This is a genomic window from Streptococcus sp. ZY171113 (assembly GCF_057748235.1).
This window is the reverse complement of sequence record NZ_CM173243.1, coordinates 2,091,557-2,113,103: the sequence shown is the minus strand read 5'-3', so window position 1 is coordinate 2,113,103 and position 21,547 is coordinate 2,091,557. Positions and strand designations below refer to the sequence as shown.

The 21,547-nt window shown below is 47.2% G+C and carries 20 protein-coding genes and 1 pseudogene; 18 read left to right on the top strand and 3 right to left on the bottom strand.

The genetic code is table 11. The features are described 5' to 3' along the window. The first annotated feature begins 104 nt into the window (after positions 1–104). From AC3ARB_RS10020 to AC3ARB_RS09965, 12 genes and pseudogenes are all read left to right on the top strand, one after another. Positions 105–1,982: an AAA family ATPase gene (locus tag AC3ARB_RS10020; RefSeq protein ID WP_488320415.1), complete on the top strand. Its 1,878-nt coding sequence runs from the start codon at positions 105–107 to the stop codon at positions 1,980–1,982. 31 nt (positions 1,983–2,013) lie between these two features. Next, positions 2,014–2,970: a helix-turn-helix transcriptional regulator gene (locus AC3ARB_RS10015; protein WP_488320414.1), complete on the top strand. Its 957-nt coding sequence runs from the start codon at positions 2,014–2,016 to the stop codon at positions 2,968–2,970. A gap of 63 nt (positions 2,971–3,033) precedes the next feature. Next, positions 3,034–3,702 carry a 3'-5' exonuclease gene (locus AC3ARB_RS10010; protein WP_488320413.1) on the top strand — a complete coding sequence of 223 codons (669 nt, stop codon included), beginning with the start codon at positions 3,034–3,036 and terminating at the stop codon, positions 3,700–3,702. Positions 3,703–3,773: 71 nt separating this feature from the next. Beyond that, the gene (locus AC3ARB_RS10005) at positions 3,774–3,971 is read left to right on the top strand and encodes a hypothetical protein (protein ID WP_488320412.1); all 198 of its coding nucleotides are present in this window, start codon (positions 3,774–3,776) and stop codon (positions 3,969–3,971) included. Between the two features lie 24 nt (positions 3,972–3,995). Beyond that, on the top strand, positions 3,996–5,294 hold the full coding sequence (locus tag AC3ARB_RS10000; protein ID WP_488320411.1) for a DUF262 domain-containing protein: 1,299 nt from the start codon (positions 3,996–3,998) through the stop codon (positions 5,292–5,294). Next, on the top strand, positions 5,287–7,170 hold the full coding sequence (locus tag AC3ARB_RS09995) for a GmrSD restriction endonuclease domain-containing protein (RefSeq protein ID WP_488320410.1): 1,884 nt from the start codon (positions 5,287–5,289) through the stop codon (positions 7,168–7,170). Before AC3ARB_RS10000 ends, AC3ARB_RS09995 begins: the two co-directional genes overlap by 8 nt. 34 nt (positions 7,171–7,204) lie before the next feature. Further along, positions 7,205–7,324, top strand: a pseudogene (locus tag AC3ARB_RS09990) (Mini-ribonuclease 3); the annotation flags it as partial. A gap of 94 nt (positions 7,325–7,418) precedes the next feature. Beyond that, positions 7,419–7,607: a 50S ribosomal protein L28 gene (gene rpmB / locus AC3ARB_RS09985; RefSeq protein ID WP_001140949.1), complete on the top strand. Its 189-nt coding sequence runs from the start codon at positions 7,419–7,421 to the stop codon at positions 7,605–7,607. Positions 7,608–7,760: 153 nt separating this feature from the next. Beyond that, complete coding sequence (locus AC3ARB_RS09980) at positions 7,761–8,126, top strand: Asp23/Gls24 family envelope stress response protein (RefSeq protein ID WP_488320409.1); 366 nt, start codon at positions 7,761–7,763, stop codon at positions 8,124–8,126. After that, positions 8,127–9,788: a DAK2 domain-containing protein gene (locus tag AC3ARB_RS09975; protein WP_488320408.1), complete on the top strand. Its 1,662-nt coding sequence runs from the start codon at positions 8,127–8,129 to the stop codon at positions 9,786–9,788. Positions 9,789–9,840: 52 nt separating this feature from the next. Then, complete coding sequence (locus tag AC3ARB_RS09970; protein ID WP_488320407.1) at positions 9,841–10,686, top strand: Rgg/GadR/MutR family transcriptional regulator; 846 nt, start codon at positions 9,841–9,843, stop codon at positions 10,684–10,686. A 70-nt stretch (positions 10,687–10,756) separates the two neighbouring features. Further along, the gene (locus tag AC3ARB_RS09965) at positions 10,757–12,031 is read left to right on the top strand and encodes a S41 family peptidase (RefSeq protein ID WP_488320406.1); all 1,275 of its coding nucleotides are present in this window, start codon (positions 10,757–10,759) and stop codon (positions 12,029–12,031) included. A 170-nt stretch (positions 12,032–12,201) separates the two neighbouring features. Here AC3ARB_RS09965 and AC3ARB_RS09960 read toward each other — a convergent pair whose 3' ends face one another. From AC3ARB_RS09960 to AC3ARB_RS09950, 3 genes are read right to left on the bottom strand one after another with little or no spacing between them, the layout of a single operon-like run. Next, positions 12,202–13,446, bottom strand: coding sequence for a toxic anion resistance protein (locus tag AC3ARB_RS09960; RefSeq protein ID WP_488320405.1), 1,245 nt, complete (start codon positions 13,444–13,446; stop codon positions 12,202–12,204). Then, positions 13,433–14,419, bottom strand: a complete 987-nt coding sequence (locus AC3ARB_RS09955; RefSeq protein WP_488320404.1) for a hypothetical protein — start codon at positions 14,417–14,419, stop codon at positions 13,433–13,435. The genes AC3ARB_RS09960 and AC3ARB_RS09955 overlap by 14 nt, the downstream gene beginning before the upstream one ends. Beyond that, positions 14,409–15,224, bottom strand: a complete 816-nt coding sequence (locus AC3ARB_RS09950; protein ID WP_488320403.1) for a hypothetical protein — start codon at positions 15,222–15,224, stop codon at positions 14,409–14,411. The genes AC3ARB_RS09955 and AC3ARB_RS09950 overlap by 11 nt, the downstream gene beginning before the upstream one ends. A gap of 96 nt (positions 15,225–15,320) precedes the next feature. Here AC3ARB_RS09950 and AC3ARB_RS09945 point away from each other — a divergent pair, with 96 nt between their 5' ends. The 6 genes from AC3ARB_RS09945 to AC3ARB_RS09920 all read left to right on the top strand — a co-directional run bounded on the left by AC3ARB_RS09945 (position 15,321) and on the right by AC3ARB_RS09920 (position 21,546). Then, a complete protein-coding gene (locus AC3ARB_RS09945; protein WP_488320402.1) occupies positions 15,321–16,118 on the top strand; it encodes a hypothetical protein in 798 nt (265 codons plus the stop codon). Between the two features lie 16 nt (positions 16,119–16,134). Next, positions 16,135–17,046, top strand: coding sequence for a hypothetical protein (locus AC3ARB_RS09940; RefSeq protein WP_488320401.1), 912 nt, complete (start codon positions 16,135–16,137; stop codon positions 17,044–17,046). Between the two features lie 187 nt (positions 17,047–17,233). Further along, the gene (locus AC3ARB_RS09935) at positions 17,234–18,520 is read left to right on the top strand and encodes an adenylosuccinate synthase (RefSeq protein ID WP_488320400.1); all 1,287 of its coding nucleotides are present in this window, start codon (positions 17,234–17,236) and stop codon (positions 18,518–18,520) included. A gap of 101 nt (positions 18,521–18,621) precedes the next feature. Continuing rightward, positions 18,622–19,317: a hypothetical protein gene (locus tag AC3ARB_RS09930; RefSeq protein ID WP_488320399.1), complete on the top strand. Its 696-nt coding sequence runs from the start codon at positions 18,622–18,624 to the stop codon at positions 19,315–19,317. A 168-nt stretch (positions 19,318–19,485) separates the two neighbouring features. Continuing rightward, complete coding sequence (locus tag AC3ARB_RS09925) at positions 19,486–20,583, top strand: iron-containing alcohol dehydrogenase family protein (RefSeq protein ID WP_488320398.1); 1,098 nt, start codon at positions 19,486–19,488, stop codon at positions 20,581–20,583. A gap of 99 nt (positions 20,584–20,682) precedes the next feature. Next, positions 20,683–21,546 carry a hypothetical protein gene (locus tag AC3ARB_RS09920; protein ID WP_488320397.1) on the top strand — a complete coding sequence of 288 codons (864 nt, stop codon included), beginning with the start codon at positions 20,683–20,685 and terminating at the stop codon, positions 21,544–21,546. The last annotated feature ends 1 nt before the right edge of the window (position 21,547 follow it).

The following is a 21,547-nucleotide window of genomic DNA, read 5'->3' as shown; positions in this document are numbered from 1 at the left end:
AAAAAATTATGGATATTTTGTTCAATTTGTAATGAAGTGGACTATAGTTGTCCTCCCTTTGGAGTATAGTTAGGATATAACAGCGTATAAGTAGGAGAAGATAGATGTATTTTTATAGGGTAGATGTGCTCAAAAGCCAGCCTCCTAAGTATTTGTTGGATGATCAATTCGTAGAAGATAAGGGCTGGCTTTATTTAGCATGTGGAGAAAAAGAGTATTTTTTCGTCCTTCCTGAGGAACATAGTCGTCAGGCACTGTCAAAAAAAGTGCAGTTCTTATTTGGCGAGGATATGGAACTTGTTAGGTATGAGGCTTTTCCACAGTCTAGTTTTATTCAACAAGTAGGGAAAGAAAAGATTGGACAAATTGGTTATTTTTTATTAAGCGATAAGCTCTCGCCAAAGCAGAATATTTTGATACCGCATCATGAATATTTAGAAAAATTATCTAGTATAATTGGTTTAAATGAATTTAAAGAGTGTATTAAGAACTTGGTTGCCTATCATGATTATGCTAATAAACAAGGAATTATTCCTACTCCAATCTGCTATATTTTTACTGGGACTAGAGGAACAGGAAGGAAATATGGTGTGGCTATTGTTGAGGCATTATTTGAGAAAAAAGCGGTTTGGATTAACGCTACTGGATTTGGGGATACTAAGTTAAAATCAAATGAATTCGCGGTGACGTTACATTACCAGGAAGGAAGAATTTTTAAAAAGAAAGATATCTTAGAGGCATTGCTATCTGGGACTGGTATTAATTTATCCATCTTTTTTGCTAGCACCAGTCAAGAAGCGGAGCAATTACGCCAGGAATTGTCCCAGGTGTTCTATCAGGTTCAAGTTGTTCATTTTCCTCAATACTCCAGAGAAGAATTAGGAAAGATTGCTCTTTACTTATTAGAAAAACAAGGATTGCGAGTTGATAAGGGGGATTTGCTGGACTATGTTGTTGGATGTGCGGGTCTGAAAAATAGTTGGGATATCAGGCAATTTGTTGAGAAAGTGATAGCTTTAGTTGCTGATACTGCTAGGAAAGAAAAGCAGCTGGCACTGCTGAGAATTAGTGAATTATTTGAAGAAAACCAAGAACTGACACGAACGGCAGACAAATCGTCTGAAGCACTAGAAACCTTGAATCAAATGATTGGTTTGGAAAAGGTTAAATCGCAGCTTCAGGGGGTGTTAGCCTATCAACGATTGGAACAGCTTAGAAAGCGACGCCAATTGCCTGTCCAGGAACAACTTGGTCATCTTATTTTTTCAGGTTCTCCTGGTACAGGAAAGACTGAAGTAGCAAGGTTGTATGCTAAGATACTCTACGATTATCAGCTGATTTCTCAAAATAAGCTAGTCGAAGCAGGTAGGGCAGACCTGGTTGGTGAATATGTCGGGCAGACAGCTCCTAAAATTAAGCGTATTTTTGATGAAGCTGAAGGAGGTGTTTTATTTATTGATGAAGCTTATAGTTTGATTCCTCAGAGTGAGCGAGACTTTGCGACTGAGGCTATTCCTGCATTAATTCAGGAGATGGAAAATCGTAGAGACAGGGTTCTGGTTATTTTTGCAGGTTACCCAGAGCTGATGAGAGAGTTTATTGATACTAATCCAGGATTAAAATCACGAATTTCCCGAGAAATTATGTTTGAGGATTATAACCCAGAGGAGCTACTTGCGATTTTTGAATGTTATTTAAGTAGGCAGCAATACAGCTGTTCAGCCATTTGTTTGGACTTTTTATTGAACCATTTTTCTTCGTTGGTCGGGCAAGAAAATCTTGGGAATGGCCGTTATGTTCGTCAGATTTTTGAAGGAGCAATCTACCATCAAGCGAAGCGACTAGTTGCAGCTGATCAATTGGAACAATGTAATCTAGACTCACTTTTAGAATTAAGTGAGCAAGATATTCAGGCGAGTATCGCAGATTTGAATCAAAAAATACCTGTAAATCGACCTATCGGTTTTACAATCAGAAATTAGGATGTGCTATAATGATAGAAAGGAGTGTAAAATGAACGATCAAGAGCGGCTATTGAGTATTTTTCTCCGATTACAGTCTGGGGCTCATTTGACAAAATCGCAATTGGCAGATGAGTTTGAAGTCGATCCAAAAACGATTCAGAGAGATTTTTCTCGGTTGAGTGACTTTATAGATACCCAACCGATGATAGCAGGTGAGCTATCCTATGATGCCAAGCACCATACTCGCTACCTCAAGGGAAAATCTTTGTTTAACAAGAAGGATATCCTCATTATCGCCAAAATTTTACTAGAAAATCGAGCCCTTAACAAGGAAGAAAATAAAGCCTTACTGGATAGTTTGTTAGCCTTGATTTCTAAGGAGGAACGTCAGGAGGTTCAGGCCATTATTGCTAGCGAACGGTTGAATTATACTCCCTTGAGCGATACGCAGAATCGGATTGATAAGGTCTGGGCATGGGCACAAGCTATTTACAAGGAGCAGGTGATGACCATTGACTACCAATCTCCTTACCGAGAGACGAGCAAGGAGCACACGATTTTTCCTGTGTCGCTCTATTACGATAGTCACTATTTTTACCTAGTAGCCTATCATCTCTACCATCGGACTTACACAACTTTCAAGCTTGACCGTATTCGTTGCTGGTCGCTATCCTCGGAGAAAAAGCCGGTTCTTTCCTACGGTAAAAAGTTCCGTGACGGTGATGTTCGTAACCATCATGTTGATGCCTATCTTGGGAGTAGCATCAGGGTGAAATTGACATTTAGTGCTGATTCGACTATTGTACTTGACCAGTTTCCTGAGGCGAGAATCTTGTCTTCAGAAAATGGCAGGGCAACGATTCAGATAATGAGTCAGAATACTCCAGGTCTTAAACGCTGGTTGCTCAGTCAGGGAGATGTCCTTAAGGTTTTATCGCCGCAATCTTTGGTAGATGAATTAAAAGAAATCATTAAAAAGATGCAAAAACAGTATTCAGATGACTAGGTGGACAATAACAGTCTACCAGCTTTGGTATGCTAGCCTTATCAAGAAGAAAAGAGGTTAGTTATGCCAAAAACACTTTTACAAGAAGCACTCTTTACAGTCGTAACTGTTGAAGACCAGCATCATTATCTTACGGATACCGAAGAGGTTTCTAGCCATTTTGGAGAGACAAGGCGTTGCGGTTCTAGGGAGAATGAGCCTAAGCGCCCTTCGGTCGTTACATGGCCAAGTGAACGAGATGTCATAAAAATTTCTGCGGTGACATTTACCCTATCCGAAACGCTTGAAGCTTATGAGGCATTTATCAAACCGAGTCAACCCCTGTCAGAGTTTACCAAACAACTAACAGGAGTGACAGAGACGGACTTGGAGCAGGCTGTTAGTCTAGCAGAAGCACTACAAGGGCTCTTGAGTTTTTGTCAGGAAACCGTTTTGGTTTGCCATAATCAGACCTATGTTTTAGGGCTGTTGTCTGAACAGTTGAAAAAATGTGGCCTGGCTTCTTTAAAAGAACCTTATCTTGACACGCAAGAAATCACCAGGCGACTCTATCCACAAGGGAGGAACCTATCGAGTTCGCAAGGCATTGCCAAGCATTACCAGTTGGATATCAGGGCTCTCAGTTACCCAGAACGTATCAAGGCGATTTTTGAGACAATCTGTCGGGATCTGCAAGAGGCAAAGGGGATAGCGACAGCAGAAGCTGTTAGGGATTGGTTGAAAAAACAATGAAGAGATTTTAACTAGGGGATAGACATCAGAACAGGTGTTTATTTACTGACCATTGTTCAAGTAAGAAGGAAATGATTTCATTAGCGATTAAAACAGAGTGGAACGGAGATTATATGTTTACGGTTTCTAATGATTGGGATACCCAAAGTGTGTCAACGTCGCTGTTTGTCTCTGATTTTCAGATTAATCAGATCAGACAAAGTGTTAGCTATTGCCACAGCCTAGAGGATGCTATTCAAATCATCAAGCGGATTTTAGGGATTAACTAGATATCTAAATATAAAGGAGCATATATGTCAGAGATTACCCTCACTCATCAGACGATAGGGGAGCTGTTGAGCCAAGCCACTCTTCATGTTCCAGGCTACCAGCGGCCGTATAAGTGGGAAAGAAAACAGATTCGCAATCTTTTCTACGATGTCAAGGAGGCGATGACAAAGGCCACTTATCAGATTGGCGCCATCATTTTGCATGAACGAGGGCAAGGTCTTGATATTGTGGATGGGCAGCAACGCTTGATTTCTATTTCCCTCTTTCTTCATGCTTTGGGGAGACTAGAACAATATGCTGGTGCGACAAACTTATTGCATCAGGAGTTTGGAGAGACTTCTTGCAAAAATGCCAGAGAAAACAGCTTGGAATGGCAGCGACTTATTGCTCTTAATAAGGAGTATGCGATTCAAATCTGTGATTTTTTACTGAATCGCTGTCAGGTGTCTGTTATTACCATGCCAGAGGACAGGCTTGGGGAGGCCTTTCAACTTTTTGACTCTCAGAATAATCGTGGCAAGTCTTTGGAGCCTCATGATTTGCTTAAAGCTTATCATTTGAGGCATATTGACAAGCCAACTGAACAACTGATTTCCGAGTGGGAGAGGATTGTTGATGACGAGGCCCTGACGCTAAAAGTCTTATTTGACCAGTATTTGTTTAGAATGCGGCGGTGGTCGCAGGGGGAAACTGCTCTAACGAGAAAACGTTATGGTTCTTACCTGAGATTTACAGAGGCTTATATAGATGATTTTAAGGGTGTTGCTCTAGGGACAGGAGAAGAGGCAAGCTTTCCTTATCTTCAACTCTACAAGGAGTTACAGCAGTGCGGAATCTCCTTGCCAAAATCACTGACCATGCCAATTATCAATGGAGAATCCTTTTTTGAATACATTGCTTATGCCCATCAAGAAGTGAGTAATGTCTTGTCGTATCGGTATTTAGAAAATCGAGGCTTGTTATCTAATGAGCTTGAGCAGATACTGTTTAAGCCTAAAGAACGATTGAAGCGGCCTAGGAATTTATTTCAGAATTTGTTGGCCTTGTTTGTGGATAGATTTGGATCGGACCAGCTGACTCGCGATGTGGTTGAAGCACTATTGGTTTGGTCACATTATCCTTTGAAACAGTCTCGGCTCTTTGATGCGACGTTGGCAAATTATGCTGCGGGTGGGCGTTTCCAAAATCAAAAGGATGCTGTCCAAAAATTGTTACAGGTGCTGGTTAATAGTAGCAGCCCAACAGATTTTTTACAACAGATAGACCAGGATAAGTTTGACAATTGGACGTTAGAGAAAGTTGTGGAGAAGGTTAATGAATGATCGAACTGTTTTGACCGTCTCGGAATTATTGAATGACGAGACCTATATTGTTCCGCTGTATCAGCGTAATTTTTCCTGGACAGGTGTTGAAATTGAGCAACTGATTAGAGATATTTTGGATGTTTATCAGGTGCGTGATAATTATTATATTGGTACCTTGGTGGTCCATAAAAAAGATGGGGGCTATCATCTTATTGATGGGCAGCAGCGAACGACAGCCCTGACCTTGTTGGCCTTGGCCTTGAGAAATGAGCATCACGTCAATGGGTTGCAAGCAATCAACCTGATCTTTCAAGCACGGACAAGGTCCAATGAGACCTTGAAGGTGTTATTGGATGAGGGAGGTCTTTCGGAGCAGTCAGAGGGTGAATTAGCCAGAGGTTATCAGGTAACCTGTCGTGCTTTGAGGGAGGTCTTTAAGGACTTATCAGTAGCAGAAAAGGAAGATTTCTCTGACTACTTCTTTCATAGGGTTATCTTGTTTAAAAATGAACTGCCGACGGATTTAGATTTGAATCTTTACTTTGAACGATTTAATTCTCGTGGGGAGCAGTTGGAAGCACATGAGATTATTAAGGCTCAGATGATGGGGATTCTCGTTAAAGATGATGAGGAAAAAGCAAGGGCATTTAGTAAGATATGGGATGCTTGTGCTGAGATTGATAGGCCAGTGATAACATTTTTCAAGAAGAAGTCCAGGCCTAATCATGGGGCAGAGGAACGAGAGAAGATTTTTTCTAGGAATCAGCATCTGCACGAGGATTACAACAACTATCACTTAAGAGATGTTTATGCTAAACTGACAACTAAAACAGAGCAAACAATCAGTTTGCTTCAAGCTATTGATGGAAATGTGATTGTCTCATCATTGGAGGATAATCAAGAAGATTTACCTAAGTATCAGGCGGTTACCAATTTTAATACCTTGCTCTATTGTGTTTTATACTTAACGACTCCAGCTCAGGCTATTCAATTTGATGATAAAAAACTCTTGCAATCTTTTGAAGAGGTTCAAAAGGATAGTGAATGGGTAGAGAGGTTTAGTGAAAATTTACTGACGGTCAAATTTATTTTTGATAATTTTATTGTCCGCAATGACCAGTCTGATAGCGGGGAACAAGAAACCAACTGGGTGCTAAAAAAAGCTGTTAGGAAAGATGAAAATAACGGCGGTAAGACTTGGAAATATGTTTATCTAAGGGAAGAAAATACATTTTCTAACAAGGTTATTCAAGACACGATTCTTATGATTCAGTCTATGTTTGTGGTGACTTTTACATCGCATCAGGATAGTCGTTGGTTATATGATACCTTGTCGTTCTTATTTACCAATCGTGAGTGGTTGCACCATCATAACTTTGGAGAGCAGTTTGTACTTTTCTTAGAAGATTTGATTCGCCAAGAAGTTCAAAGAAGGCAGTCGTTTTTCAACGAGGATCAGCAACTGAAAGCCTATGGTGATTTGTCTGTATTGGCTTTTAATGTAACAGATTATGCTTTGTGGAAAAATCGTCAAGCTTTGCAAGGATATGTTTATGCTGCAAGTCGTTTTCGTTTTGCCTATCGGAGTTCGGTTGAACATTGGTACCCACAGCATCCTGATCGGCAAGCCCTGGATAGTCTCGATGACTGTTATCTCCACTCTTTTGGTAATCTCTGTTTAGTTACCAATAGTCAGAACTCTAAGTTTGGCAATTTGACGCCGACGGCAAAGTATGAGCAGTGGTCTAAAAAAGGACTGTTTGAGAGGCAAAGTTTGAAACTGCAATGGATGGCAATGGTGACAGCGAAGGGAACTTGGAATAGCGTTGACATCAAACGCTGTGAGGAAGAAATCCTGTCGTACGTTCGAGTATTTTTGGAGCAGCGGTCTTAAAGGAGGACATTGGCGTAACTTGTCAAAAACACCCTACAAGATCTCGACCGGTTTTGAGGCCATCATTGGCTACCTCCACATGACCGAGCAAATCGAACGCTTGGAGGAGCTGGTGGATTGGTGCATCGTTTATGTGGATGAGCAAAAAAAGTAGCTTTTCCTCTTGCCAAAGGCTGTATCTTATGCTAGAATGGTTAGGTATGTGGTGCTAGCACATCCAAACATATTCTACCTAGGAGGAAAATACAATGGCTAAAGTATGTTACTTTACAGGTCGTAAGACTGTATCAGGCAACAACCGTTCACACGCCATGAACCAAACTAAGCGTACTGTAAAACCAAACCTGCAAAAAGTTACTGTTCTTATCGACGGTAAACCTAAAAAAGTTTGGGTTTCAGCTCGTGCGTTGAAATCTGGTAAAGTAGAACGCGTTTAATCGAAAGGCAGCCCTTGGGCTGTTTTTTCTTTGGGAAAATGGTAGAGCGACTTCCTATGTTTTTACAAGACTAGAAAGATATGGTAAAATAAGATGATAGGCTTCTGCTGTTTAGAAGCTTTGCTATTGTTCAAAAGAAAAAGAGGAAGACTTATGACTGTAAAAATCAATACTAAAGATGGTCAAATCGAGTTGTCAGATGAGGTGATCGCTACCGTTGTTGGCGGGGCGACCACTGAGATTTTCGGCGTTGTCGGCATGGCTAGTCGAGCTGCTTTTAAGGACAACGTTCAGGCACTCTTGCGTCGGGATAACTATGCTAAGGGTGTCGTGGTTAAGGCGACTGACGCTGGCATTGCTGTTGACGTGTACACGGTGCTGAGTTATGGGGTGAAGATTAGTGAAGTGGCTAAAAACATCCAAGACCGTGTTCAGTTTAGCCTAGAGAGCCAGTTGGGCATCACTGTTGAGGCGGTTAACGTCTTTGTGCAGAACATCAAGGTAGCAGGAGAAAACTAAGTGACTAAGATTACAACCAGTTTATTGCAGGAAATGGTTCAGGCGGCAGCAACCCGTCTGGGCAAGCAGGTGGAGTACGTTAACTCCCTCAATGTCTTCCCGGTGCCAGATGGTGACACAGGAACCAACATGGGCATGACTATGGATAATGGGGCCAAGGAAGTGGCTGACAAGCCAGCAACAACCGTTGGCGAAGTTGGTCAAATCCTTTCTAAAGGTCTCCTCATGGGTGCTCGTGGTAACTCAGGGGTTATCACGTCTCAGCTTTTCCGTGGTTTTGGCCAGTCCATCAAGGACAAGGTTGAGCTGGACGGTAAGGATTTGGCAGCGGCCTTCCAAAACGGGGTTGAAGTGGCCTACAAGGCGGTCATGAAGCCGGTTGAAGGCACCATCTTGACCGTTTCTCGTGGAGCGGCGACGGCTGCTTTGAAAAAAGCCGAGCAGACAGATGATGCGGTTGAGGTCATGACAGCCACTCTTGAGGGGGCCAAACGTGCCCTGGCCAAGACCCCAGACCTCTTGCCAGTTCTCAAAGAAGTTGGCGTGGTGGACTCAGGTGGTCAAGGTCTGGTTTACATCTACGAAGGCTTTTTGGCGGCCCTGACAGGCGAGTACATCGCCTCAGAAGACTTCAAGCCAACTCCAGCTAACATGGGTGAGATGATCAACGCCGAGCACCACAAGTCAGTTGCTGGTCATGTGGCGACTGAGGACATCACCTTTGGCTACTGCACGGAAATCATGGTGGCTTTGGGTCAAGGTCCGACAGCTGTCAAAGACTTTAACTATGAGGAATTCCAAGGTTATTTGAGCACGCTTGGTGACTCCCTTCTTGTGGTCAATGACGACGAAATCGTTAAGGTTCACGTTCACACCGAAGACCCAGGTTTGGTTATGCAGGAAGGCCTCAAGTACGGCATGCTGGTCAAGGTCAAAGTGGACAACATGCGAGAGCAACACTCGGCTGAATTGCAAAAAGATACGGCCAAGCCAGCTGCACCTCAGAAAGACTTCGGTCTCATTGCCGTGGTGGCTGGTCAGGGTCTGTCTGATATCTTCACCTCACAAGGTGTTGACTACGTGATTTCAGGTGGTCAGACCATGAACCCGTCAACTGAGGACATCTTGACCGCTATCGAGGCGGTTAACGCCAAGCAGGTCATCATCCTGCCAAACAACAAGAACATCTTCATGGCGGCTCAATCAGCAGCAGAAGTGGCTGAGGTGCCTGCTCTTGTGGTTGAAACTCGGACGGTATCTCAAGGCTTTACTAGCCTCTTGGCCTTCAACCCAGAAGCCAGTTTGGAAGACAACCATGCAGCCATGACAGCTAGTCTGTCTGACGTGGTCAGCGGTAGCGTGACCCTGGCGGTGCGTGACACTACCATTGATGGTCTGGAAATTCGTGAGAATGATATTCTGGGCATGGTTGATGGCAAGATTTTGGTGTCAACCCCAGACATGGTTGAGGCCCTGCGTGCCACCTTCGACAAGATGGTGGACGAGGACAGCGAAATCGCCATGATTTACGTGGGTGAAGACGGTGACCAAGACGTGGCTGAAGACTTGGCAGCCTACTTGGAAGACAAGTATGAGGACCTGGAAGTGGAAATCCACCAAGGTGACCAACCAGTTTACCCATACCTCTTCAGCGTGGAATAAGATAAAGTGATGAAACCAGCCCTCTGTGGCTGGTTTTTTGGAAAGGAAAGCGATGGCAGAGTTAGGACAGGTGTTTCAGGCGATTCGGCAGAGCAGAGGCCTGAGTTTGAAGGAGGTCACAGGTGGAGCGTTTTCAGCCTCCGTGCTTTCACGGTTTGAGCGAGGGGAGACCAGTCTCGCCGCAGACAAGCTCTTCACAGCCCTCAAGAACCTCTCGCTAGATCCCGGTGAGTTTGGTCTGCTCCTGTCTGGCTCGGTTCAGCTGGAGTTGGAAAACCTCTTGGAGCAGGTGCATGAGGCGGACCTGGCAGGGCTACAGCAACTCTTAAAGTGTGAACAGGACTTGGAGCGGCAAGACGGCAAGACCACCTACCACCGCCTCAATCGGCTCATGATTTCAGTGGTCATAGCTCAGCGGGACCCGCAGACCCCTGTTTCTCAGGCGGAGCAGGACTTCCTCCACGATTACCTCTTTTCCGCCCAGGTCTGGGGGGCCTACGAGCTCCTCCTCTTTCAGCACACCAGCCCTCTCTTTCCCGCTCGCCTTTATCAGGCTTACAGCCAGGAGATGATGGGGAAAATAGCAGAGCTGGGCACCTATCCTCGCAACCGTCGCACCATGCAGGCCATCTTGCTCAACGGCTTTTTCCTGGCCGTAGAAGAGGGTGAATTTGCCCTAGCGGACTGGTTTGACCAGACCATTTCGAAGCACTTTGACAGGGATAGGGATGCCTACCTGCGGATGGTTTATCGGATTGCCCAGGGCTATCGGGATTACCTGCAGGGAGATGAGGCTGGGCTGACAAAAATCCAAACCATCCTATCCATCTTTGACCAGCTGGACATGGGCTTTGCCAAGGACTACTATCAGCCCTTGCTGGATAGACTAAAAAAATAAGTTGCAAATATGCAAAAACCTTAGGCCGTCAGGCCTTTTTTTGCTATACTGGTTTTAAGGAGGAATGACGATGACCAAACAAGAGATTTTTGACCAGGTGGTTGAGTTGGTGCGTGAGGATTCAGCGACCAAGAAAGACTATACTGGAGCAGACCCAACCCCTTACCGTGAGCAGATTAGGGAGGACATGAGTGACCGAGACTTTGTTGCTCTGGTTCAGCGGTATTTGACCAGTTTTAACTGCCTGCACCATCTCAGTTTTCGGAATCGGGATGAACAAGCGGTTTACGGGTTCAAGGTGCGTTACCATGAGGGAGGCCTCTATGTGACCAAGGCGGTGGCAAAGACTGGTCTTTTGGTGGGTGACAAGGTCACACATTTGGACGGTTTGAGCGTGGATGCCTTTGCCAAGGTACACCCAGACTACTTTGTGTCCAAAACACCTGAACGGCAGGGGCACGAATGGGTGGCTTATCTGGCTGAAGCAAATGTGGTCAGGCTTGAGCGATCTGGTCAGGTGATGGACGTGAAGATTGGGCGGGTCAGTCAGGAGGACTTGCCTGAGCCTAAACCGTTTGTTTTTGAGCAGCTGAATCCTGATACGGTTTACCTGAAGATGGAAAATTTTTCGGACAATCAAGGAATCGCAGACCTCTACGAGAAAGCCAGCTCTGCTATGGCCCAAAATAAAAACCTTATCATTGATGTGCGGGTCAATCATGGGGGCAGTGACGGGCTTTATTACCCGCTTTTGCCCTACTTGTTGGGGGCGGGCCAGTCCTTGGCGGAGGTGATGGCGGGATCTGATGACGGCATGGAGATTCTTTATACCGAGCGAAACGTCGACCTGCGGCTGGTCATGTTTGAGGAAGATTTGGCTGATTCGGGTCTTTTGCCAGAGGAGCGTGCCTTTCTAGAAGCGTTTCGGGAAGATTTGTTGGCCAAGCGTGGTCAGGGCTTTGTTGCTTATGAGGATTCGGACAATAGCGGAGCAGACCAGTTGGTTGGGCGAACCGATGGACCAGAGCGGGTCATTGTTTTAGCAGATGTGACCTGCGGGTCGTCGGGGGATAACTTTGTCTGGCTGACCAGTCTCTTTGACAAGGTGACGGTCATGGGGCGACCCACTATGGGGATTTTGGATTATGCCAACTGTTGCTGGGCGGATTTTGAGCAGTTTCGTTTGGTTTTTCCAACGTCACGGTACCTGGGGATTGATACTGGTAAGGGAATGACTGACATCGGTATCTTGCCTGATGTTCACATTCCTTGGACGCCAGAACACCTCGAACGGGATGTGGATTTGGAGCAGGCCCTGGCTTTTTTGGCGGCGAGTAATCAGTGATCCCCTTCGACAATAAAGACCTGATGTTCCTAGCTCGCTTTCTTCTTTCTAGGCTCTCCTTTAACAGTCCCCTTGAGTGTTGGGACGGTCTCTTGCCCATTGCCTCGTTAATTGTTGAACTTCACTGATGATAAAATAGCCCCGGCAAGTTCTCTTGCTGGGGCATTTTCTTAGAGTTGGTCTTGGCTGGTTTTGCCCTCGTTGAGCAGGGCTTGGACGATTTTCTGGTCACGAATTTTGACGGAGTCGTTGATGGTTTCGGCCGACTTGATGATGGCTGTTTCCAACTGGGCCCGCTGTTGGCGGCCACGGTCGATGGCAGCGATGATACCATTGTTCTGGGCAACTAGGCTTTCAGCGATGGCGGTGACCGATTCCAGGCTCAGGGTTGGGGTCTGGGCGGTCGCTTCCAGGGCTGGAATGGCTTCCTTGCTGGTTTCAGCCAGCATTTGCAGAGCAGCGTTGTTGGCTCGGACGATGGCGTCTGCGGTGGCACCAGACTTGACCGACTGTTGGAGGATGCCCAGCTGGGCGATGGACAGTTTCATGGTCGGAATGGTGTTGCGACGGAGCATGCCCAATTTTTGCCGCATGTCAGACGAGACCTTGACCAGGTTTCGCATCTGCGGGGTGGTGGCCCAGGCCACATAGAGGCGGCTGATGTACTCGGTATGCTGTTGTTCCAAAGTGTTAACCACCTCGGTCAGGCGGGCCAATTCCTCAGACTTGATGTGGTAGTCAGGCGATTGGAGGTCCAGGGCTGCAACCTGGGTCTGGAGTTGGTTGGCCCGTTGGGAAGCCTCTTCTTGGCTGGCTTCCACAAAGGCGATGACCCCAACCAAGTTTTCGATGGACTTGGTGTTTTCTTCAATCAATAGCTCAGCTGACACGATGTTTCTGGCCAGGCTGTCTTCCTGTTTGACCACCTGGGCGGCCATGCCGTCCATTTTCTGCTCAATGTTCTGGGCATCAAAGTAGAACTCTTGCAGGGTGTTTTTGCCCTGCTTGAACCATTTTTGGAAGAAGTTGGGTTTGGCCTCCAATTCGACCGGTTTGACGTCCTTGTACTTGGCGATAAAGCCGTTGAGTTCGCGGTTGGTGTTCATCAGCAGCTCATCGACCTGGGGAATGTCCAGTTTTTTCTGCTCAGACAGGATGTGGTTGACGGTCTTGTTGACCTCTTCGACAGCTGCTTGGCCAAAGTCCAAGAGGCTGTTTTGGTCGCTGATAAAGCCATCAACCAACTGAGGAACCCGAGCCCTGATGGCCGTCTGTTGGTCCAGCGTCAGCTTTTCCAAAAAAGCAATCTGTCCCGTCCCTGTGGTCGTGCTAGACTGGATGATTTCGGTGGTCTTATCGGTCTTTTGGATGGCGTTGTTGGCAATACTGTCGATGTCGAAATTAAATTGGCTCATAGCTATCTCCTTGTTTTGTTGTGGCGTTGAGCAACCTCAGGTTGACCTCAAACTCCCGCATGTCGTTTTCATTGAGCTGGCGGAGTTGTTCTTTGAGGGAATGGGCAAAGGCTTCCATGCTGGTTTTGGCCGTGTTCAGTCGATTTTGGGCGTCAAAGTAGTGGCTAGGGCTCTTTTGGATGGCCAAATAGCCAGTCAGAATGCTTTGGAAGCGGTCCATGTTGGTCTGGTGGAGCTGCAAGAGTTCGGCCTGGTTACCGCTGGTGCTAGCCTTAACCTGTTCAATAATGGTCTGGTTGTCCGCATAGATGGCTAGCACCGTCTCCCTGATGTCCAAGGGCAGATCAGCCAAATTCGGTTCCTTGGCTGGTTGAGCGGGAGCTTGTTCAGCCGTCAGAGTCTCTTTGAGCTGGTTCTCCTCGGTCTCAATCCGAGCCATCAACCGTTTATAAGTGGTGGTGCTTAATCGCCGCCGTTGCTTGGTCAGGTCGGTCTTGAGCTGGTCTAGAGCTTGGAGGAGGTCAACGGCCTTTTCCCTGTAACTGGCCCAATCCAGACGGGGCCGATGTTGGGCCAAGGTCTCCAAGGCCTGGTTGAGGTCCTTGACCCGATGTTTCAGGTCTTGAACTGCTCCTAAGGCCTTGGGCTTTTTGCCGGTCAATTTGGGTTGTTCCTTGCCAGGCAGGTGGCTGGTCACCGCATAACCTCCCCAGAGAATACTGGTGAACCCGATGAGAGCTCCAAAATAGTCTCGAATAACGGCCAGGGGAATGAGAGCAGTAATGGCCAGTAAAAAGCCTGTATAGGGCAGGTAGTTTTGGCTGTTAGCCCACCGTTTGATGAGAGGGTGAACTGCCCAAAAACTCATCAAGCTAATACCAGAAAGCACTAGGAAGGCCGCCCCACGAAGTCCCCCAAAAAAGAGCAGACTGGTCACCAGGGCAAATTTCCAAAAGCGTTTGTTAAAGGCCATTGTCTACCTCCTTCTGGTTCATCAGCCGCAGGCTAATCTCGAAATCCGCCAAATCGGTTTCGTTGAGTTCTTGCAGGGTCTTGTCCAACTGGACATCAAACTGCTCAAGAGCCGTCTTGGCTAGGGCCAATCGCTCGTCTGCATTATAAAAATCCTTGGGCGACCGCTTGATTTTCAGGTAGCCCTCCAAGATATCCTCGAACCGATTCATGTTGGCGGCATGGAGGGCCGACAGTTCGGCCCGATTGTCCGCCTGCTTGATTTTCTCCCGAATCAGCTCGTCATCCCTCTTGATGTTGCGGTAGCTGGCCAGGATTTCTGGTGCTAGCTGCTCGATCTGCCGCTCCTCCTTGCTGACAGCCAAAAGCCCGCTCAACTCATCCAAGGTGCTAGTGATGTCCCCCGTCACCTGGGTCACCTTGCTGGAAATCCGCCCGTACACCTGCTCGCCCATCTTGGCCCGCAGATTGGTGGCTTCTGTTTGGATGCTACTCAGTTGGGGCAATAGCTGGCGCGACAAGTCTTGATAGTCCTCGTAAGCCTTGTTTTTTAGGTGCTGATCCAGCAACTGGAGCTTCTGGTCGGTCACTTTGATGGTGTCCTTGAGGTTCTGGATGCGTTGGGCAGTCTGGGCTTGGCTGAGAGTCAGCTGCCGTTTAATCAAACGATAGCCCCCGTAACCCACCAAACCAACCAGGGCCAGAGGTAGGATAGTGGCTATGGCACCGCCTAAAATCATGATTAGGACAATGATACCGATAATCTGTTCTTCAGCTGACTTGTGTTTCTTGTATTTCTTTCCCATTCGTTTACCTCTCTTTAGTAACTATTTTACCGTAAAAGCCAGTTTGTCACAATATTTTACCTGTATTTTATCCTGAAAATATGGTAGAGTAGTCCTATGAGTAAAAGAGTAAAACAACCTAAGAAAGCCACCACCTCTACATCGTCCCATAATCTCAACTCGCTTGTTCAAGAGTTAGAGGCGGTCGAGCCAAGCCCTAACTGGCCTTATGCGACAGTTGTGGGCCTCCTGGCCGTCCTGATTGCCCTAGTTTGGGGTTGGTATTTACTAGCGGCCAATCATAGGGAAAATTCGCGTCTCGCTGACCAAGTGCGTCAAGAGCAACCTCGGCTGTTTAGTTGGACAGAGGAGGATTTTATCGCCCTTGAGTTGGGGATGACAGAAGAGGAGGTCCTAGACGCCTATGGTCCAGCCCATAAGCGTGAGGATTACCCAAGTAGTCAGTCCTTTGTTCTAATTTATGAGATTCAAGATCCAGTGACCTTTAAAATTCAGCAGGTTAGCCTTAGCTTTTCGACAGAAGCTGTTCCATCCAAATTGGTGAGTAAGTTCGCTTACGACTTGAAAAACTCCCTTGTAAGCCCGTTAGGGCAGGGTGTCTATGCTAGAGCTTTTAACGACGCTGACATTAAGGAACTTCGTGTCGGAGATAGTGAGACAGGCGAAGGAGGCCTCTCTTTAACGGAGGTGTTGACGCTCTATGGCCAGCCTACGGAAGTGGTATCGAGTTTATCTGAGCAGGCTCCTAGCATTTACAGCAGTAAAAGTGGTTTGGAGAGAACCTTGTTTTTAAGTTATCGGCAACCAGAAGAGGCCCCTTATGATTGGGTTAATCTGACCTTTCAGGCCAGGGAAAATGGCGACTTCTACTTGTCTAGCAAGGACACGGATTAGGTGTTAAGGAGGGGTTATGGCTAAGAAAACAAGGTCCGACTGGCAGCAGATTAACCAGAGCATTCAGGCTGTCCATGAGAAAGAAGTGGTTGCAGCGGCAGGTCGTCAGTCCATCTTGACGCTCTCAGCGATTGTCTTATTGGGAGTGCTTGGTTTGGGAATTCTCATTCATCAGGGTCTATCGACCGCTTCTCGTCAACGTGAGCAGTTTGGAGAAGTGGTTCATGAGTCAGTTTCAAGGCCATCAGTTGAGCCTAGTTCGGATCCCTCATCCATGAATGCTTCCCAAGTGGCCGAGGCAGAGCTAAAGGCCGATTTGAATCAAGCCTATCAAGCTAGTCGGGCTGAGTATGTTTTCACCTGGGACGTGGCCAGTTTTGAGGCTTTGACGGATCGCTACAGTCTGGAGTGGGATGACAAGCGACAACCGATTTCTCTGGATGAGGTGGTGGCCCAGCGGGGCAAGCCAAACTTACTTGACTACGATAAGGGCTGGCTTTATGTGTTCTACACGGGGACCTTTACCGACCAGCTTTATTTATGGCGCGAGTATGACCAGAGGGTGAGCTTGGCTTTCAAGGAGGAAAATGGGGTCTGGGTGCTACAAGAGAAGGACATGAATTATATGGCGACTGATGAGCTGAAAACCTTGGTAGAGGGAACACCTTTTAAGAGCCGCATGATTGAGGGGACCAATCAAAAGGGCTATTTACGGGATTTGGTCAAGCCCTTGGCGGTTGGCCTGGCGGATAATGGTCAGGGGGGAGCGAGCTTGGAGGAAGCCTTGGACTTGCTGGGGTTGCCGACAGCTTATGGCTTTTGGAATGATTCCCAGACCTTTGTCCTGGTTTATGCGGACCTTGATGAGATTTACCTCTGGTTCAAGCGTCAGGAAGATGGGACTTATCTGCTGGCCAAATGGGATTAAATCCGAACGAAAAGAGTTATAATTGCTCTGATAATAAATAATAACAGATTTTCAGAAAATGAAATGATTTTCTTGAAAGAAAATCCGAACTGCTCTGCTATTTCCCCTTGAAAAAAGGCCAAGGAAAGTGGTATAATGAAAGGGTATGACGAGCCACGGGCTCTTGGACATGAGAAAGGTGAATAGCATGACATCAGTAGTTGTTGTTGGTACCCAGTGGGGGGACGAAGGAAAAGGGAAGATCACAGACTTCCTGTCAGCTGGCGCGGAAGTAATTGCCCGCTACCAGGGTGGGGACAATGCGGGCCACACCATTGTGATTGACGGTAAGAAGTTCAAGCTCCACCTGATTCCGTCAGGGATTTTCTTCCCTGAGAAGATTTCGGTGATTGGTAACGGCATGGTGGTTAACCCCAAATCCCTGGTGCGTGAGTTGGCCTACCTGCACGGTGAGGGCGTGACGACAGATAACCTGCGGATTTCTGATCGGGCCCACGTGATTTTGCCTTACCACATCGAGCTGGACCGTTTGCAAGAAGAGGCCAAGGGCGACAACAAGATTGGCACGACCATCAAGGGAATTGGTCCTGCCTACATGGACAAGGCTTCTCGTGTTGGTATTCGGATTGCTGACCTCCTTGACCGTGAGGTTTTTGCGGAGCGTCTGCGGATTAACCTGGAGGAGAAAAACCGCGTCTTTACGAAAATGTACGACGCTCAGCCATTAAACTACGACGAAATCTTCGAGGAATACTACAACTACGGTCAGGAAATCAAGCAGTATGTGACCGACACGTCGGTGATTTTGAACGATGCCTTGGATGCTGGTAAGAAGGTTCTCTTTGAGGGAGCTCAGGGCGTCATGTTGGACATTGACCAGGGAACCTATCCGTTTGTGACCTCATCGAACCCTGTTGCGGGTGGGGTAACCATCGGTTCAGGGGTTGGCCCAAGCAAGATTACCAAGGTTGTCGGGGTCTGCAAGGCCTACACCAGCCGAGTTGGCGATGGCCCATTCCCGACGGAGCTCTTTGATGAGATTGGTGACCGCATCCGTGAAATCGGTAAGGAATACGGCACCACAACTGGTCGTCCTCGCCGTGTGGGCTGGTTCGACAGCGTGGTTATGCGTCACAGCCGCCGGGTGTCTGGCATCACCAACCTCTGCCTTAACTCCATCGACGTCCTGTCAGGCCTTGACACGGTGAAAATCTGTGTGGCCTATGATTTGGACGGCGAGCGGATTGATTACTACCCAGCCAGCCTTGAAAAACTCAAGCGTTGCAAGCCGATTTTTGAAGAATTGCCAGGCTGGTCAGAAGATATCACAGGTGTTCGCAGCTTGGACGAGCTGCCAGAAAATGCCCGCAACTACGTGGCCCGTGTGGCTGAATTGGTTGGGGTGGACATTCTGACCTTCTCTGTTGGTCCAGACCGTGACCAGACCAATATTTTATCAGATGTTTGGGCTTAATAGCCCCTGTCAGCCTAGCTCTTGCTAGGCTGATTTTGCTTTAGAAGCACATCCTTTTCCCAAATATGATAAAATGGAAGAAAGTAAGAGAGGAGTACCTGATGAAACTGATTGGAAAATTTGTTGCAAAGAAGATTGCAGGTTTGATTGTGCTTGGTTTAATTCTAGCTGGTGGGCTATTTTGGTTCCGTCACAAGTTGTTCGGTGGCAGCTTGACCTCAAAGTACGAGTTTGTCATTACTCGCTTTGAGCGGGAGAGCCAGCTGGTGGTGGCAGGTGCTGATGTCAAAACAACCAGTACCCAGGTTTTCACCAATAACAATTTTAAGGATTGGCCAGACTGGACCCAGACCTTTACCAAGGTATTGGTCGGTCGTGATTTGGTGGTGGACATTCCTGTTCAGACCGAGTTCAAGTTGCAGCTGGAAGGCTTGACCAAGGATGATGTGAGCATTTCGGGCAATACCCTAACCTTTAAGAAACCCCTCAAGGTCCATGTGGATTCCCAGCCAGTTGATGTGCCCAAGATTAAAGAGAGTGGTAGTGGCCTGATTGACAAGGCAGCCGACCTTTTTACCTCAGGTAAAAAAGCTCAAGAATTTTTGGCAGAAAAGAGCCAAGAAGCTCTCTACAAAACCTCTGAAAAAGTCCTCGACGACCAAGACCGCCAGGAAAAGGTGGCTGAGTTTGCCAGCCAGTCCTTGGAAAATCTGCTTAATCTCAGCAGTGAAGAAAAGCTAGAGGTTGAGCTTACGGTCGATGACCTTGAGTTTATCAACGTGGATGAGAAGAAATAGGATAATCGCCCTGCCCATCAGGGCTTTTTGTTCGAGATGTTTTGCAGAAATTTTTCTGAAAACATAGAGTATCGTTCGCAGAATTGTGATTTTTTTATTTTTCCCTTGACAATTGTCTGAAAATTGTTTAATATAAAACAATTCAGAAAACATTAAAGGAGAACTGCCATGCCAACAACCATCATGTCCAACTACAGTTATGGGGAAGATTGCTTCCAAGACCTGCCTCAGGTCCTCAGCCAGTACCAGGTCAAGACCATTGCCCTGGTTGGTGGCCAGCAGGCCCTAGCCTCTTGTGCCCATGAGGTTGAGGCCATTCTGACGGAACAGGGTTATGAGGTTACTGGTCACTTTGTCTATGGCCAAGAAGCCACCCAAGCCAATATCGACCGGCTGGTTGCCCTTGAGGGTATCGCTGAGGCTGATATGATTTTTGGCTTTGGCGGTGGTCGGGCCTTGGACACGGTCAAGATGGTGGCCCATGCCCTCAAGAAACCCATGTTTGCCTTCCCGACCATCTGCTCGACCTGTGCCGCAGGCACAGCCATCACGGTTATCTACAAGGACGACCATAGCTTTTCCCATTACGGCTACCCTGATGCCCCCCTGCACCTCTTCATCAACACCCGCGTTTTAGCCCAGGCACCCGACCAGTACTTCTGGGCAGGCATTGCAGACGGCATTTCCAAGGCTCCTGAGGTGGACCGAGCCAGCCGTCATGCTGAGGAAAAAGGCATGGTTCTGCCCCACACCGCCGTTCTTGGCCGAGCCATTGCCCTCTCCTCCAAGGAGGCTTTCTACCGCTACGGGGAAGAGGCCCTCGCGGATGTGGCGGCCAATCGCACCAGCCCAGCTGTCGATGAGATTGCCCTCAGCATCCTGGTCTCCACCGCCTACGCCTCCAACTTGGTCAACCAGCCTGATTTTTACTTCAACTCCGCCCATGCCCACGCCTTTTATAACGGCACGACTGCCATCAAGCGAGAGGGAGAGTACCTTCATGGAGCGGTAGTGGCCTTCGGGGTTATGGTCCTCCACGCCTACTATGGGGAAATGGCCGAGCTGGAAACCGTGGCTCGCTTCAACAAAAGCTTAGGTCTGCCAGTCACCCTGGCTGAGATGGGTCTGGCTGAGGCTGACTTGGACACCATTGTGGCTGTCGCCCTGACCACCAACGAATACCGCCACACCCCTTTTGAAGGACCAGCCTTCCGTCAGGCCATCCTGACCGCTGACCAATTTGGCCAGGGATTGAAAGAGGTCTAGGGAAGTTTATCAGCGTGTTAATCACCTCTCTGAAGCCTCAGAGAGGTTTCTTTCGATGCCGACATATGCTATAATGAAAGCAAAGAAAAGAGGTTTAAGATGAAAAAATGGTTAGTAGTGCTAGGGTTAAATCTCTTTCTTCTGATGGCGACAGCCTGTGCACCAGCCTTTAGTGTTTCCGAAAAAAATGAGATTCAAAAAAACTTGCAGCAGGTCTTTAGAGAGCAGGGCTATGACGGCCAAGTCAGCATCATCAAATCTGGCCATGACATAGCATCTGGGCAGTTTTTTACCTTTGCCTATAAGGAAGAAGTTGACGGTCGAGAATTGGTCTTTAAGCGTTTTGTGGAGTATTCGGATGAAGATCATTCTTTGGGAAAAGAAGGACTTGCTCAACGATTTGACGCGACTGATTTTAGTGGCGGACTGGATGATAAAATCAAGCAAACGGCCATGTGGCACCAGCCGTATGTGGAGAAAAAATTAGACCAAATGGCAGAGTTTTTCCGCCACCATCAGGGGGATTTTGTCTTTGCAGAGATTAACGGAGAGATTATGGCTGGAGTTCTGTTTAGCGATGAGGGGGGTGGGCGTGCTAGTCGTGAAGCCCTGCTCGCCGACGTTAGTCAAAATCAGGCAAATGGTGGGGCCATCAATGGTTATTATTCCTTGGATGTGGCTAAGTATATGGCTCAAAATACCTTAAAAATTCGTGTGGATTTTAAGTTTCAGCTGGATGGCGACTATTATGATTTAGAAAATCATGAGGAGGAAGCTGTCCGTCAGGCCTTTTTTGAGATGGTTCGCAACTATGATTACAGTGGGTTTTGGGATGGGACTTATCTGCTAGGCTTTGATTGGCATAGTAAGAGTGGTTGGCGAGGTTCCATACAAGATATGCTGTATGTGACGGTCAAAGATGGAAAAGTAGTCCGAACGGACTCTGCCTTGGTGACAAATTAGC

Coding starts and splice junctions, on each gene's coding strand:
- AC3ARB_RS10020 (WP_488320415.1), top strand. CDS start 105: ATGTATTTTTATAGGGTAGATGTGCTCAAAAGCCAGCCTCCTAAGTAT.
- AC3ARB_RS10015 (WP_488320414.1), top strand. CDS start 2,014: ATGAACGATCAAGAGCGGCTATTGAGTATTTTTCTCCGATTACAGTCT.
- AC3ARB_RS10010 (WP_488320413.1), top strand. CDS start 3,034: ATGCCAAAAACACTTTTACAAGAAGCACTCTTTACAGTCGTAACTGTT.
- AC3ARB_RS10005 (WP_488320412.1), top strand. CDS start 3,774: ATGATTTCATTAGCGATTAAAACAGAGTGGAACGGAGATTATATGTTT.
- AC3ARB_RS10000 (WP_488320411.1), top strand. CDS start 3,996: ATGTCAGAGATTACCCTCACTCATCAGACGATAGGGGAGCTGTTGAGC.
- AC3ARB_RS09995 (WP_488320410.1), top strand. CDS start 5,287: ATGAATGATCGAACTGTTTTGACCGTCTCGGAATTATTGAATGACGAG.
- rpmB (WP_001140949.1), top strand. CDS start 7,419: ATGGCTAAAGTATGTTACTTTACAGGTCGTAAGACTGTATCAGGCAAC.
- AC3ARB_RS09980 (WP_488320409.1), top strand. CDS start 7,761: ATGACTGTAAAAATCAATACTAAAGATGGTCAAATCGAGTTGTCAGAT.
- AC3ARB_RS09970 (WP_488320407.1), top strand. CDS start 9,841: ATGGCAGAGTTAGGACAGGTGTTTCAGGCGATTCGGCAGAGCAGAGGC.
- AC3ARB_RS09965 (WP_488320406.1), top strand. CDS start 10,757: ATGACCAAACAAGAGATTTTTGACCAGGTGGTTGAGTTGGTGCGTGAG.
- AC3ARB_RS09960 (WP_488320405.1), bottom strand. CDS start 13,446: ATGAGCCAATTTAATTTCGACATCGACAGTATTGCCAACAACGCCATC.
- AC3ARB_RS09955 (WP_488320404.1), bottom strand. CDS start 14,419: ATGGCCTTTAACAAACGCTTTTGGAAATTTGCCCTGGTGACCAGTCTG.
- AC3ARB_RS09950 (WP_488320403.1), bottom strand. CDS start 15,224: ATGGGAAAGAAATACAAGAAACACAAGTCAGCTGAAGAACAGATTATC.
- AC3ARB_RS09945 (WP_488320402.1), top strand. CDS start 15,321: ATGAGTAAAAGAGTAAAACAACCTAAGAAAGCCACCACCTCTACATCG.
- AC3ARB_RS09940 (WP_488320401.1), top strand. CDS start 16,135: ATGGCTAAGAAAACAAGGTCCGACTGGCAGCAGATTAACCAGAGCATT.
- AC3ARB_RS09935 (WP_488320400.1), top strand. CDS start 17,234: ATGACATCAGTAGTTGTTGTTGGTACCCAGTGGGGGGACGAAGGAAAA.
- AC3ARB_RS09930 (WP_488320399.1), top strand. CDS start 18,622: ATGAAACTGATTGGAAAATTTGTTGCAAAGAAGATTGCAGGTTTGATT.
- AC3ARB_RS09925 (WP_488320398.1), top strand. CDS start 19,486: ATGCCAACAACCATCATGTCCAACTACAGTTATGGGGAAGATTGCTTC.
- AC3ARB_RS09920 (WP_488320397.1), top strand. CDS start 20,683: ATGAAAAAATGGTTAGTAGTGCTAGGGTTAAATCTCTTTCTTCTGATG.